The sequence below is a fragment of the Amycolatopsis sp. GA6-003 genome (assembly GCF_046267895.1).
GTDB lineage: Bacteria > Actinomycetota > Actinomycetes > Mycobacteriales > Pseudonocardiaceae > Amycolatopsis.
In genome coordinates this window covers 2,964,095-2,976,399 of record NZ_CP176499.1, presented here as the reverse complement: position 1 = coordinate 2,976,399, position 12,305 = coordinate 2,964,095, and the positions used below count along the sequence as shown (strand labels likewise).

15 protein-coding genes are annotated in these 12,305 nt (G+C 70.7%); 9 read left to right on the top strand and 6 right to left on the bottom strand.

Annotated features, from left to right (window positions below):
* Nucleotides 1-36: 36 nt before the first annotated feature.
* Genes hisD through F9C12_RS12890 form a run of 4 tightly spaced genes read left to right on the top strand, consistent with a single transcriptional unit; the run spans nucleotide 37 to nucleotide 3,816 of the window.
* Nucleotides 37-1,362 carry a histidinol dehydrogenase gene (hisD, locus tag F9C12_RS12905; RefSeq protein ID WP_409466022.1) on the top strand — a complete coding sequence of 442 codons (1,326 nt, stop codon included), beginning with the start codon at nucleotides 37-39 and terminating at the stop codon, nucleotides 1,360-1,362.
* The gene (locus tag F9C12_RS12900; RefSeq protein ID WP_409466021.1) at nucleotides 1,359-2,468 is read left to right on the top strand and encodes a histidinol-phosphate transaminase; all 1,110 of its coding nucleotides are present in this window, start codon (nucleotides 1,359-1,361) and stop codon (nucleotides 2,466-2,468) included. Before hisD ends, F9C12_RS12900 begins: the two co-directional genes overlap by 4 nt.
* A complete protein-coding gene (gene hisB, locus F9C12_RS12895) occupies nucleotides 2,465-3,064 on the top strand; it encodes an imidazoleglycerol-phosphate dehydratase HisB (protein WP_409466020.1) in 600 nt (199 codons plus the stop codon). Before F9C12_RS12900 ends, hisB begins: the two co-directional genes overlap by 4 nt.
* Before the next feature lie 11 nt (nucleotides 3,065-3,075).
* On the top strand, nucleotides 3,076-3,816 hold the full coding sequence (locus tag F9C12_RS12890) for a HEAT repeat domain-containing protein (RefSeq protein ID WP_409466019.1): 741 nt from the start codon (nucleotides 3,076-3,078) through the stop codon (nucleotides 3,814-3,816).
* Between the two features lie 3 nt (nucleotides 3,817-3,819).
* Here the strand turns inward: F9C12_RS12890 and F9C12_RS12885 are convergent, their stop codons facing one another.
* Nucleotides 3,820-4,557: an MBL fold metallo-hydrolase gene (locus tag F9C12_RS12885; protein ID WP_409466018.1), complete on the bottom strand. Its 738-nt coding sequence runs from the start codon at nucleotides 4,555-4,557 to the stop codon at nucleotides 3,820-3,822.
* 17 nt (nucleotides 4,558-4,574) lie between these two features.
* On the opposite strand from F9C12_RS12885, the gene F9C12_RS12880 reads away from it, so the two are divergent.
* Complete coding sequence (locus F9C12_RS12880; RefSeq protein ID WP_162836028.1) at nucleotides 4,575-4,733, top strand: hypothetical protein; 159 nt, start codon at nucleotides 4,575-4,577, stop codon at nucleotides 4,731-4,733.
* An 88-nt stretch (nucleotides 4,734-4,821) separates the two neighbouring features.
* Here F9C12_RS12880 and F9C12_RS12875 read toward each other — a convergent pair whose 3' ends face one another.
* A complete protein-coding gene (locus tag F9C12_RS12875; protein WP_409466017.1) occupies nucleotides 4,822-5,466 on the bottom strand; it encodes a GNAT family N-acetyltransferase in 645 nt (214 codons plus the stop codon).
* 32 nt (nucleotides 5,467-5,498) lie between these two features.
* A complete protein-coding gene (locus tag F9C12_RS12870) occupies nucleotides 5,499-7,682 on the bottom strand; it encodes an MMPL family transporter (RefSeq protein WP_409466016.1) in 2,184 nt (727 codons plus the stop codon).
* A gap of 195 nt (nucleotides 7,683-7,877) precedes the next feature.
* Between F9C12_RS12870 and F9C12_RS12865 the strand changes: the two genes are divergently transcribed.
* Nucleotides 7,878-8,456, top strand: coding sequence for a TetR/AcrR family transcriptional regulator (locus F9C12_RS12865; protein ID WP_409182218.1), 579 nt, complete (start codon nucleotides 7,878-7,880; stop codon nucleotides 8,454-8,456).
* A gap of 44 nt (nucleotides 8,457-8,500) precedes the next feature.
* Nucleotides 8,501-9,316, top strand: coding sequence for a class I SAM-dependent methyltransferase (locus tag F9C12_RS12860; protein WP_409466015.1), 816 nt, complete (start codon nucleotides 8,501-8,503; stop codon nucleotides 9,314-9,316).
* A gap of 45 nt (nucleotides 9,317-9,361) precedes the next feature.
* On the opposite strand, the gene F9C12_RS12855 is transcribed toward F9C12_RS12860, so the two are convergent.
* Both F9C12_RS12855 and soxR read right to left on the bottom strand, forming a co-directional pair.
* Nucleotides 9,362-9,910 carry an RNA 2'-phosphotransferase gene (locus F9C12_RS12855; RefSeq protein WP_409182216.1) on the bottom strand — a complete coding sequence of 183 codons (549 nt, stop codon included), beginning with the start codon at nucleotides 9,908-9,910 and terminating at the stop codon, nucleotides 9,362-9,364.
* A gap of 46 nt (nucleotides 9,911-9,956) precedes the next feature.
* Complete coding sequence (gene soxR, locus F9C12_RS12850; protein ID WP_037713059.1) at nucleotides 9,957-10,418, bottom strand: redox-sensitive transcriptional activator SoxR; 462 nt, start codon at nucleotides 10,416-10,418, stop codon at nucleotides 9,957-9,959.
* A 53-nt stretch (nucleotides 10,419-10,471) separates the two neighbouring features.
* On the opposite strand from soxR, the gene F9C12_RS12845 reads away from it, so the two are divergent.
* Together F9C12_RS12845 and F9C12_RS12840 are read left to right on the top strand one after the other, a co-directional pair.
* The gene (locus F9C12_RS12845; protein ID WP_409466014.1) at nucleotides 10,472-11,170 is read left to right on the top strand and encodes a thiamine pyrophosphate-dependent enzyme; all 699 of its coding nucleotides are present in this window, start codon (nucleotides 10,472-10,474) and stop codon (nucleotides 11,168-11,170) included.
* On the top strand, nucleotides 11,170-12,060 hold the full coding sequence (locus F9C12_RS12840) for a transketolase family protein (RefSeq protein WP_409466013.1): 891 nt from the start codon (nucleotides 11,170-11,172) through the stop codon (nucleotides 12,058-12,060). The genes F9C12_RS12845 and F9C12_RS12840 overlap by 1 nt, the downstream gene beginning before the upstream one ends.
* Before the next feature lie 33 nt (nucleotides 12,061-12,093).
* Here the strand turns inward: F9C12_RS12840 and F9C12_RS12835 are convergent, their stop codons facing one another.
* The gene (locus tag F9C12_RS12835; RefSeq protein WP_409182213.1) at nucleotides 12,094-12,279 is read right to left on the bottom strand and encodes a hypothetical protein; all 186 of its coding nucleotides are present in this window, start codon (nucleotides 12,277-12,279) and stop codon (nucleotides 12,094-12,096) included.
* Nucleotides 12,280-12,305: the final 26 nt, after the last annotated feature.

The window sequence follows — 12,305 nt, the reverse complement described above, 5'->3', positions numbered from 1 at the left end:
CCGGGAGCGCGCGGGCCACCTCGTACCCTGGTGTCCATGTTGAACCGCACCGACCTGCGCGGGCAGGTCCCCTCCGCTGCCGAGCTCCGTGCCGCGCTTCCGCGCGCCGAGTACGACGTGGACGCGGCGCTGCATCAGGTCAGGCCGGTGGTCGAGGCGGTCCGCGACCGCGGGGTCGAGGCGGTCCTCGAGTTCACCGAGCGGTTCGACAAGGTGCGCCCGGAGACGGTCCGGGTGCCCGCCGAGGAGCTGGCCAAGGCGCTGTCCGAGCTGGACCCGCAGGTCCGCGCCGCTTTGGAAGAGTCGATCAAGCGCGCCCGGAAGGTGCACGCCGACCAGCGCCGCCAGGACGTCACGACGCAGGTCGTGCCCGGCGGCACGGTCACCGAGCGCTGGGTGCCGGTCGACCGCGTCGGCCTGTACGCGCCGGGCGGGCTCGCGGTGTACCCGTCGACCGTGGTGATGAACGTCGTCCCGGCGCAGCTGGCCGGCGTGCGCTCGCTGGTGGTGTGCTCGCCGCCGCAGGCCGCGTTCGGCGGGCGGCCGCACCCGACGATCCTGGCCGCGGCCGCGCTGCTCGGCGTAAACGAGGTGTGGGCGGTCGGCGGCGCGCAGGCGGTGGCGCTGGTCGCGTACGGCGGCGTCGACACCGACGGCGCCGAGCTGGCGCCGGTGGACATCGTCACCGGGCCGGGCAACATCTTCCTCACCGCGGCCAAGCGCCTGGTCCGCGGCGTGATCGGGATCGACTCCGAAGCCGGTCCGACCGAGATCGCGATCCTCGCCGACGAGACGGCCGACCCGGCGCACGTCGCCGCCGACCTGATCAGCCAGGCCGAGCACGACCCGCTCGCCGCGAGCGTCCTGGTGACCACGTCCGAGGAGCTGGTCGACGCCGTCGAGGCCGAGCTGGCCGAGCGGGTCGCCGCGACGAAGCACTCCGAGCGGGTCGGCCAGGCCTTGGGCGGCAAGCAGTCCGGCGTCATCCTGGTGTCCACTGTGGACGACGGACTCCGCGTGGTCGACGCGTATGCCGCCGAGCACCTGGAAATCCAGACCGCGAACGCGCGCGAGGTGGCCGCGCGGGTGCGCAACGCCGGGGCGGTCTTCGTCGGCGCGTACGCCCCGGTTTCGCTGGGCGACTACTGCGCGGGCTCGAACCACGTGCTGCCCACCGGCGGATTCGCCCGGCACTCCTCGGGCCTGTCGGTGCAGAGCTTCCTGAAGGGGATCCACGTCGTGGACTACTCCGAGGACGCCCTGCGCGAAATCGCCCCCCGCGTCGTCGCCCTCGCGAACGCCGAAGACCTGCCCGCGCACGGCGAAGCCGTCACCGCGCGTTTCGAAGGAGACGGCCGATGAACGAAGCCACCCCCGGCGGCGAGATCACCCTCGCCGACCTCCCGCTGCGCGAGGACCTGCGCGGCCGCACCCCGTACGGCGCGCCGCAGCTGGACGTCCCGATCCGGCTCAACACCAACGAAAACCCGTACCCGCCGCCGCCCGAGCTGGTCGCCGACGTCGCCGAGGCCGTGCGCGCCGAAGCCGCGTCGCTGCACCGGTACCCGGACCGCGACGCGGTGGCGCTGCGCACCGAGCTGGCGGACTACCTGACGGTGTCCACGCGGGTCGTGCTGTCCGAGGCCAACGTGTGGGCGGCGAACGGGTCGAACGAGATCCTGCAGCAGATCCTGCAGGCGTTCGGCGGTCCCGGCCGCACCGCGCTGGGCTTCGAGCCGTCGTACTCCATGCACCCGATCATCGCGACCGGCACCCGCACCGACTGGCTGCCGGTGCCGCGCCGCGCGGACTTCTCGCTCGACACCGCGCAGGCCGCCAAGGCGGTCGCCGAGCGCAAGCCGGACATCGTGTTCGTGACCAGCCCGAACAACCCGACCGGCGGGTCGATCCCGCTGGACCAGCTGCGCGGCGTGCTCGACGCGGCCCCGGGGATCGTGGTGGTGGACGAGGCGTACGCGGAGTTTTCCTCGCAGGCCAGCGCGATCGAGCTGATCGCGGAGTACCCGGCGAAGCTGATCGTGTCGCGCACGATGAGCAAGGCGTTCGCCTTCGCCGGCGGGCGGCTGGGCTACCTCGCCGCCGCACCGGCCATTGTGGACGCTCTGCAGCTCGTCCGCCTGCCGTACCACCTTTCCAAGATCACCCAGGCGGCCGCCCGCGCCGCACTCCGGCACGCCGACGCCACCCTCGCGTCGGTGCACAAGCTCTCCGCCGAACGCGACCGCGTCGTGGAAGCCTTGCTGGGCTTGGGATTCACCCCGGTGCCGAGCGACGCCAACTTCGTCCTCTTCGGACAGTTCAGCGACGCGCCGGCCAGCTGGCAGTCCTATTTGGACCACGGCGTGCTGATCCGGGACGTGGGCATCGAAGGCCACCTGCGGGTGACCGTCGGCACCCCGGAAGAGAACGACGCTTTCCTCGAAGCGAGTAAGGAAGTCAAGCGATGAGCCGCGTCGGCAAGGTGGAGCGCACCACCAAGGAATCGTCCATCCTGGTCCAGCTGGACCTCGACGGGACCGGCCAGGTCGAGATCGCCACCGGCGTGCCGTTCTACGACCACATGCTCACCGCGTTCGGCGTGCACGGCTCGCTGGACCTGAAGATCGAAGCGACCGGCGACGTCCACATCGACGCCCACCACACCGTCGAAGACACCGCGATCGTGCTCGGCCAAGCCCTGCGCCAGGCGCTGGGAGACAAAAGCGGCATCCGCCGTTTCGGCGACGCGTGGATCCCGATGGACGAAACGCTCGCCCACGCGGCGATCGACGTGTCCGGCCGCCCGTACTGCGTGCACGTGGGGGAGCCGGAGCAGTTCAACGCGTTCACGATCGGCAACAACTACCCGTTCGTGCTGACCCGGCACGTCTTCGATTCGTTGGCGTTCCACGCGCAGATCGCCTTGCACGTCCGGGTCATCCACGGCCGCGACCCGCACCACATCGCGGAAGCGGAGTACAAGGCGGTGGCACGGGCGCTGCGGGCGGCCACGGAACCGGACCCGCGGGCCGGCGGGATTCCGTCCACGAAGGGCGTGCTTTAACGGCTATGGACGTGCGCAGTTCTCTGAAAGAAGTACTGCGCTCTCCCGATCCGGAGGCCGCGGCACTGGCGACGGAGCTGGTCCGAGCGGAAGATACGGGAATCGACGACGCGATACTCGCAGTGGCGACCTGCGGGACCCGGTCTGGCGCAGTGGTAACGCTGGCGATCCGGATCCTCGTGGAGCGCGACCGCGACCGTGCTCCGGCACCGCTGCTCGCCCTCGTCCCGGACGGACGGGTCAGAGCCGAGGACCGTCGGCCGTCCTGGCCGGTCAAAGCTCCGATCGTCACCCGGTATCGATTCGGCTTCAGCCGCCTCCGGCAGCTCGACCCAGTGGGCCAGTACGAGAGGGTCCTCGACTGTTATCCCACCGCGGTGCGGATGGACGCGGCAGTCGGACTGGGGGACTCCGGGGACATCAGCGCTCTTGACCCCTTGGCGAAGGCGTTGAAGGACCGCTTTCCCGCGGTGCGCACGCTCGGCGCGGACGCGGTCCGCAGGCTGGGCAACGCGGGATTGCGCGAAACAGTGCGGGAGCACCCCGTCCGGGATCTGCTGATCGAGCTCCTCCAGGACACCCTCCGGGAGACGAGGGTCGCCGCCGCGCGGGCACTCGGTTCGCTGGGGGAGTTCGAGGTTCTGGAGGAGCACCGGCCGAAGTCGGCTCGGGAGCAGCGCGAATGGGCGAGGATCAGGCAGGGCGAGATTCCGCCGCTGAAACGAATCTGGCCGGGGGATCTCACGATCTGACAGTCACACGCGGAACACCGTGCGCGGCGCGGCATAGGCCACCGGCCCGGGAAAGTGTTCTGCGGCAAGGCGAACCGCGTCGCGTGGGGTGAGTGGGTGGCCTAGATGCGTGAGCACCAGCCGCGCAGCGCCCGCGGCCGCGCGGCCTGCTTCGGCTGGGGTCAGGTGTTCCGCGGAAGGCTTGATGCTGTCGGCCTCGCACAGGAACAGGTCCGTCCCCGTCGCCAACGTGGTGAGCGCGTCGCAGGGGCCGGTGTCTCCGGAGTACGCGAAAGTCCGCGCCCCGTCGGTGATCTGCACCCCGAACGCCGGGAACCCGTGCGATACGGCCACCGATTCCAAGCGCAGGCCGCCGGCTCGGGTGCGGTGGCCGTCGTGCAGTTCCCGGACGGCGAACGCCTCCTCGATCGGCGCGCGGCCGGTATTGCTGAGGAACGCGGAGAGCCGCGCCGCGGTGCCTGGCGGGCCGTAGAGCGGGATCGGCCGTCGCAGGGTCAGGTCGGCGAACAACAGTGCGTACACCGCCGGCAACAGGTCCGCGACGTGGTCCGCGTGCAGATGCGAGATCCAGATCGCGTCCAGGTCCGCCGGCGAGACGTGTTCCTGCAGGGCGGCGAGGGTGCCGGGCCCGGCGTCGAGCCAGATCGCGGTGTCCTCGTGGCGCACCAGGTACCCGGAGCAAGGCGCGTCCGGGCGCGGGTACGGCGTCGCGCTGCCCAGTACCGTCACGGTGAAAGCCATGTGGCACGCTAACCCCTGTGAGCAAAGAGCTGATCGCGGTCCTGCTGCTGGCCCTCGGCGGCTTCCTGGCCGGCGGGGTGTACTCGCTGTGGAAGACCGCGAAGTTCTTCGCCGTGGTGCTGGGCATCGCGGCGGTGCTGGCGATCGGCGGGGCCATCGCCTGGCTCGTCAGCTGACCACCGCGGACCCCCTCCGCCGCCGCAACGCGGATCTCCCCACGACCCATCCGCGGCTCCCCATCGCGAACCCTGGCATTCTCACCGGCTACGCCGCCAACGGCTGATAAATGCACTCGGCCAGCGTCGCGTGCTTCTTCCACCCCAATGTCTCGTACAGCGCCCGCCCGGCATCGGTCGCCCCGAGAACGCCGAGCACGGCCCCGTCCGCGATCGCGCGGTCGGCGAGCGAGCGCATCACGAACCCGCCCAATCCGCGTCGCCGGTGGGCCTCCTCGGTCGTCACCCGGTCCACGATCACCGCGTCGCCGACCCTCGCCATCTGGCCCTTCGCCGCCTGCTCGCCCGCCGCGTCCAGCATCCGGAGGAACGTGACGGCACCGCTGACCTCCACGGAAACCGTGTAGCCCTCCGGCTCAACCGGCCGCGTGGCCAGCAAATCCGTCGCCATCAGGTGCCCGGTGTCCTCCCAGGCGACCACCCAGCCGTCCGGGAGCCACGGCTCGATCGTCGCCGGCTCGGCAGGCGTTTTCAGCCACGTCCGAGGTTCGCTGACCGCGCCGGCGGCAGCGCGGACCAGCGACTCCTCAGCTTCCGGCAGGACGTGCCTGCCCACCTCGGCGGGATTGTCCGGCACCTCGACGTAAAGCCCCCACGGCTTCTCGACCGGCGGCGGTGTCCGCCGCGACAACGCCCATCCCGCTACCCACGTCCGCACCGTCTCTTCGATCATGAAAGCAGGGTACGAACCACCACCGACAAAAATCAGACTCGCGTGAGTTCGCGCCGGTCGTCGCCGGGCGAACCGAGCTCGCGGACCAGGCCCTCGCCTTCGACGTCGACGTTCGGCAGGATCCGGTCGAGCCACTTGGGCAGCCACCACGCGCCGCGCCCGAGCAGCGACATCACGGCGGGAACGATGGTCATCCGGACCACGAACGCGTCCACCAGCACGCCGAAGGCCAGGGCGAAGCCGATCGACTGGATCAGCGTCGATTCGGCCAGCACGAACCCGGCGAACACCGAGATCATGATCAGCGCCGCCGCGACGACGACGCGCGCCCCGTGCCGGAACCCGGTCGCCATGGCCTCCTGCGGCTCGGCTCCGTGCACGTGCTCCTCGCGCATCCGGGTCACCAGGAACACCTGGTAGTCCATCGCGAGTCCGAACAGGACGCCGATCAGCAGGATCGGCAGCATGCTCGTGATCGGTCCGGTCGAGGCGACCCCGAGCAGGTCGGTGAGCCAGCCCCACTGGAACACCGCGACCACCGCGCCGAAGGTCGCGACCACCGAGCCGAGGAAGCCGAGCGTCGCCTTCAGCGGCACCACGACCGACCGGAACACCAGCATCAGCAACACGAACGCCAGCCCGACGATCAGCGCGAGGTAGGGCAGCATCGCGTCGGACAGCTTCTGCGAGACGTCGATGTTGGCCGCGGTCTGGCCGGTCACCGCGAGACTGCCGCCGGTGCGTTCGGCCAGCGGCGCGGATTGCGCGCGGATCGCGGACACGAGGTCTTCGGTCTGCGTGCTGCTCGGGCCGCTCTTGGGGATCACCGTCAGCAGCGCGGTGTCCCCGGCGGGGTTGACCCGCGGCGGCGTCACGGCGGCGACGTCCGGCAGCTTGCCGATATCGGCGGCGGCCTGCTTCAGCGCGGCCGGGTCGTGGTTGGGGCCGGTGTCGACGACGACCAGCAGCGGTCCGTTCGCGCCCTCGCCGAAGCCCTTGCTGACCAGGTCGTACGCCTTGCGCTGAGTGGTGTCCGGCGCGGCGGTCGAGTCGTTGGGCAGGCCGAGCTGCATGCTCAGCGCGGGAATCGCGACCACGGCCAGTCCGACGAGCGCGGCCAGCAGCACCGGAACCCGGTGCCGCGCAACGAAACGCGCCCAGCGCTCACCGTGCGTCGGGCCTTCGGTGCGGCGGCGCACGCGAATCTTGCTGCTGCCGACGCGGGCGCCGGCGAACCCGAGCACGGCGGGCAGGAGCGTCAACGCGATGAGCACAGCGACCACGACCGTCGCCGCGGCGGCGACGCCCATCTGGCCCAGGAACGGAATCCCGACCACGGTCAGCCCGGCGAGCGCGATGATGACGGTGAGCCCGGCGAACACCACGGCGGAACCCGCGGTGCCGACCGCCCGACCCGCCGCTTCCTCAGGTTCGCGGCCCTCGGCCAGTTCGTGCCGGTACCGGGAAACGATGAACAGCGCGTAGTCGATGCCGACCGCGAGGCCGATCATCAACGCCAGCACCGGAGTGTTGGAGTTCAGCTCCAGCGAACCCGACGCCAGCATGATGCCCGCCATCCCGACGCCGACCCCGACCAGCGCGGTCAGCAGCGGAATCCCGGCGGCCAGCAGCGAACCGAACGTGATGATCAGGACGACCGCCGCGACCGCGACGCCCAGCCCTTCGGTGGCCCCGGTCGCCGGGATGCCCTGCACCGCGTCGCCGCCGTATTCGACCTGGTACCCCAGCTGCTTCGCGTGATCACCGGTGGCCAGCAGCGCGGCGCGGTCGGAGTCGCTGAGCTCGAAGCCTTTGACCTGGTAGCTGACCTGCGCGAGCGCGACCCGGCCGTCCGGCGAAACGGACTTCGCCTGGAACGGATCCACGACCGCGGCCACCTTCGGCGCGGACTTCAGCTTGCCCACCACGGATTCCACGGCCGCCTGGCCCGCCGGATCGGTGACCTGGCGCCCCGGCGGCGCGGCGATCGCCACGCGCGCGGTGCCGCCGCCCGCCGCGGCCTGCGGGAAGTGCTCGGCCAGCCGGTCGATCGCCTGCTGGGATTCGGTGCCGGGGATGGTCACCGAATCCGACAGCTTGCCCGACAGCGTGAGCGCGCCCGCGCCCAACGCCGCGAGGACAAGCGCCCAGATCGCCGCCACGAGGGCCCGGCGGCGGAACGACAGCCTGCCGAGCCGGTACAGGAAGGGTGCCACGAGTCGTCTCCGTTTCGCGCCCGAAGCGGGCTCTCCGCACTGGGAATCGCCCTTTCGAAGCTAGCCGTTCGGCAAGGGACTGCCAAGCCGATCGGCTAGGATGTGACTAGCCGCACGGCAAGTTTCGGGCTAGTCGCCCGGCAAGTACCATGAGGGGCCGCGGAGCAGCGCACTCCGCTTGAGGAGGAGGGCGCGATGACGACCGTCGAACCGGTCGCGGACACCCGGACGAGGCTGCTCGCCACCGCGCTGCGGCTGTTTTCGGAGCACGGCGTGGAGGGCACGTCGCTGCAGATGATCGCCGACGAGCTGGGCGTCACCAAGGCCGCGGTGTACTACCACTTCAAGACGAAGGCGGAGATCACCGAGGCGGTCGCGGAACCGGGCATCCGGGAGCTGGACGAACTGGTCGTGGAGGCGGCGAAGCACCGGCGGCACAGTGCGCGCGTCGACCATCTGCTGGACGGTTTCGTGGATCTCGTGGTGCGGCACCGGGTGCTGGTCGCGTTGTTCTCCAGCGATCCGGGCATCGACGCGGCGCTCGCGAAATCTCGGCACGGCGTCGAAGGGTTCAAACAGGCGCTGATCTCGATCGTGGCCGGGCCGGAGCCGGACGTGACCGCCCGCGTGACGGCGATGGTGGCGTTCATCGGCATCGCGATGACCGGCGGTGCGCCCGATCTGGCCGAGGTGGACGACGAAACGCTGCGGCAGGAGCTGATCGGAGTGGGGCGGCGGCTGCTCGGCAGGCCGCGCCGCCGTCTCAGCTGCTGAGAGTCTTGTTGCAGTATTTGGGAATGCTCTTTTAACCTCGGAGCATGTCTTCGGAGAGCGCTTACGGGCAGGGGCACGCGGAAAGCGTTGTACGGTCTCAACTCTGGCGCTCCGTCGACAACTCGGCGGCCTATCTGGCGCCGGAGCTGCGTCCCGGGTGCAGTGTGCTGGACGTCGGCTGCGGCCCCGGGACGATCACGGTGGACCTCGCCCGCCGGGTGGCCCCGGGCGAGGTGGTCGGCATCGACGTGTCGGAAGCCGTTCTGGAGCAGGCGCGGGCGCACGCGCGGCGCGAAGGGGTCTCCAACGTCCGGTTCGAGCGCGCCGACATCACGACGGCCCCTGAGCTCGGCCGATTCGACATCGTGCACGCGCACCAGGTGCTGCTGCACCTGACCGATCCGGTGGCAGCGCTGCGGCACCTGCTGACGCTGGCCAAGCCCGGCGGAGTGGTCGCCGCCCGCGACACCGATTACGCCGCGGCGTTCTGGTGGCCGGCGGACTCGCGGCTGGACCGCTGGCTGGAGGTCTACCGCGCGGTCGCGCACGGCAACGGCACCGAGCCGGACGCCGGACGGCGATTGCTGGCCTGGGCGCACGCCGCGGGCGCTCGCGACGTCACGCCGAGCGCCTCCATCTGGTGCCATTCCACGCCGGAGGAACGGGCGTGGTGGGGCGGCATGTGGGCGGAACGGATCCTGGACTCCAAGATCGCCGAGCAGGCCGTGGCGGGCGGGCACGCGTCCGCCGAGGACCTCCGGGAGATCTCCGAGGCATGGCGCGCGTGGGCAGCCGATCCGGACGGCTGGTTCTCGATCCCGCACGGCGAAATCCTGTGCCGCGTCGCCGAAACCGGCTGATTGCCGCTTCAGCCGCGCAGTTCCTCGGCGGTGAGCTGGTACGAGCTACTCGGAAACCGTCAGAAATTCCGCCGGAACCGCCGAAGTCAGCCACACCCCGTTGTCGCTCACCTGGAACACGTGCCCGCGTGCGGCCATTTCCGCCGCGGAAACGGTGAGCACCACCGGTTTCCCGTGCCGCGACCCGACTTTCCACGCCGTTTCGCGGGTCGCCGACAAATGCACCGCGTGCCGCTTCATCGGCCGCAGTCCTTCCGCCCGGATCGCCGGGAGGAATCGCGTCGCCGTGCCGTGGAAGAGGATTTCCGGCGGTCGCGCGTCCGGCAATTCCAGGTCCACGCGGACGCTGTGCCCCTGATTGGCGCGGATCAGCGTCCGCGTCTCGTCGAAGGCGAACCGCTGTTTGGCGCAGTTCGCGACGACCTCGTCCAGTTCCGCGCGGCTCACCGGAAACCGGTTGCGGGCCAGTGCCGCCAGGAGTTCGCCGACCGGGACCCAGCCGCCAGGGGAGAGGGTGAGGCCGAGCCCGCCGGGATCGTGGCGCAGGTGCCGGGACAGTCGTTTGGATACTCGGGTTCGATGTTTCTCGTTCATTGCCGCCCGCAGTAACCCACACCGAAGCACTGGCGCGCAACGGAATTCAGATGCCGCCCTCCAGCACCGGGCGGAGCTTGCTGGCCCCGGGGCCGAACCGGGCGAGTTCGTCGTCCGCGTTGTACAGGCCGCAGCTGCGCAGCGAAAGGCAGCCGCAGCCGACGCATCCGGTCAGCCGGTCCCGCAGCCGCTGCAGCGCGTCGATCCGGGCGTCGAGTTCGGTCTGCCATTCCCGCGACAGCCGGGCCCAGTCCGCCTTCGTCGGCGCGTGGTCGGCGGGAAGCGTCTCCAGTGCCGCGCTGATGTCCTCCAGCGACAGCCCGACCCGTTGCGCGGCGCGGATGAACGCGATCCGCCGCAGCACCGAACGCGCGTAGCGGCGCTGGTTGCCCGCCGAGCGCTCGGAGGTGATCAGGCCGCGCTCTTCGTAGAACCGCAGTGCCGTGTGCGGAACTCCGCTGCGTTCCGCGACCTGGCCGATGCTCAGCTTGTCCGCCAACCTCGTCATTGCTTCAGGTTAGCGCTTGACCTTCAGTTTGGTCGAGGTTGCATCGTCGGGGCATGACCACGACGACCTCCGAGCCGGGCTACGCGGACCTGCCCCGGCTGATCTCGCTGATGACCGGCGACGACAAGCACCACGCGGCCGCGGAGTCCACAGTGGACGTCCTGTGGGTGCTGTTCGACCGCGTGCTGGACCTCGGCCCGGACACCGCCCGGCGGCCCGGGCGCGACCGGTTCCTGCTGTCCAAGGGGCACGGGCCGATGGCGTACTACGCGGTGCTCGTCGCGAAAGGATGGCTGGACGAGGACGAACTCGCCGACTGGAGTTCGGCGCGTTCGCGGCTCGGCCACCATCCGGACCGCGTCCGCGCGCCCGGAGTCGAAATCTCCAGCGGCTCGCTCGGGCACGGCTTGCCGATCGCCGTCGGCGCCGCGCTCGGCCTGCGGGCCCGCCGGTTCAGCTCGCGCATCGTCACGCTGGTCGGCGACGCCGAACTCGACGAGGGCTCCAACCACGAGGCGATCGTCGTCGCCGCGCGGCTCGGGCTCGACAAGCTGACCGCGGTCGTGGTGGACAACCAGTCCTCGACACACGGCTGGCCAGGCGGCATCGCGCGCCGCTTCGAAACCGAGGGCTGGGCCGTGCGCACGGTCTCCGGACGCGACCACGAAGCGCTGTACGACGCGTTCACCACCCCTCATCCCGGACGGCCGCTCGCGGTCGTCGCCGTCGTGGAACCGAAAGGCGCGCACTGATGCCGAACATGCGGGACACCTTCCTGGCCACCGCGGAGGAAATCGTCAACCGCGATCCGGATGTGGCGATCGTCCTCGCCGACATCTCGGCCGCATCGCTCGCCGAGGCCGCGCGCCGGCATCCGGACCGGGTCGTCAACGTCGGGATCCGCGAGCAGCTGCTGGTGAGCACCGGCGCCGGGCTCGCGCTGGCCGGGCTGCGGCCGATCGTGCACACCTTCAACGCGTTCCTCGTGGAGCGCGCGTTCGAACAGATCAAATTGGACCTCAGCCACCAGGAACTCGGCGCGGTGCTGGTGTCGTACGGCGCTTCCTACGACATGCCGATGGAAGGCCGCACGCACCAGGCGCCCGGGGACGTCGCGCTGATCGACACCCTGCCCGGCTGGTACGTGCACGTGCCCGGCCATCCGGAGGAGGCGCGGCGGCTCCTGCTCGATTCGGTGCCCGGGGACAGCCGGACGTACCTGCGGCTGTCGGCGCAGGAGAACGCGCGGCCGCATCTGGGCGTCGGGCTGCAGACGATCCGCCAGGGCACGCGCGGCGTGGCGATCGCGGTCGGGCCGATGCTGGACCGGGTGCTGCAGGCGGCCGAGGGCATGGACCTGACGGTGCTCTACACCTCGACGGTGCGCCCGTTCGACGCCGAGGGCTTGCGCGCCGCGGTCTCCGGAGTGGCCGATGTCGCGCTGGTGGAGCCGTATCTCAAGGGGACTTCCGCGCATTGCGTCGCCGACGCGCTCGCGGACCGGCCGCACCGGCTGCTGAACCTCGGCACCCGCCGGGACGCCGAGGTGCGGATCTACGGGACGATCGCCGACCACGATCTCGTGCACGGGCTCGACCCGGGTTCGATCGAGTTGTCCTTCAAGGAATTCTTCACCGGATAAGGCGAGATTCCGGCAGCGGGCAACCGCCCGGGGTCACCAGCGGCCGTCGGCGCGCCGCACCGGGTTCGCCGTGCGCGCGGTCGGCCGGCGCGCGAGATCGACCTCCGCGCGGGTCTTCTGCGGCGGGATGATCAGGTCCCTGAACTGCGGGAACGGAACGCTGTCGATGTCTTCCCGCCATGCTTGGAACATCCGGCACAGCAGATCGGACTCGGACATCTCGTCCTCTTTCCGGGTCCGGGGGC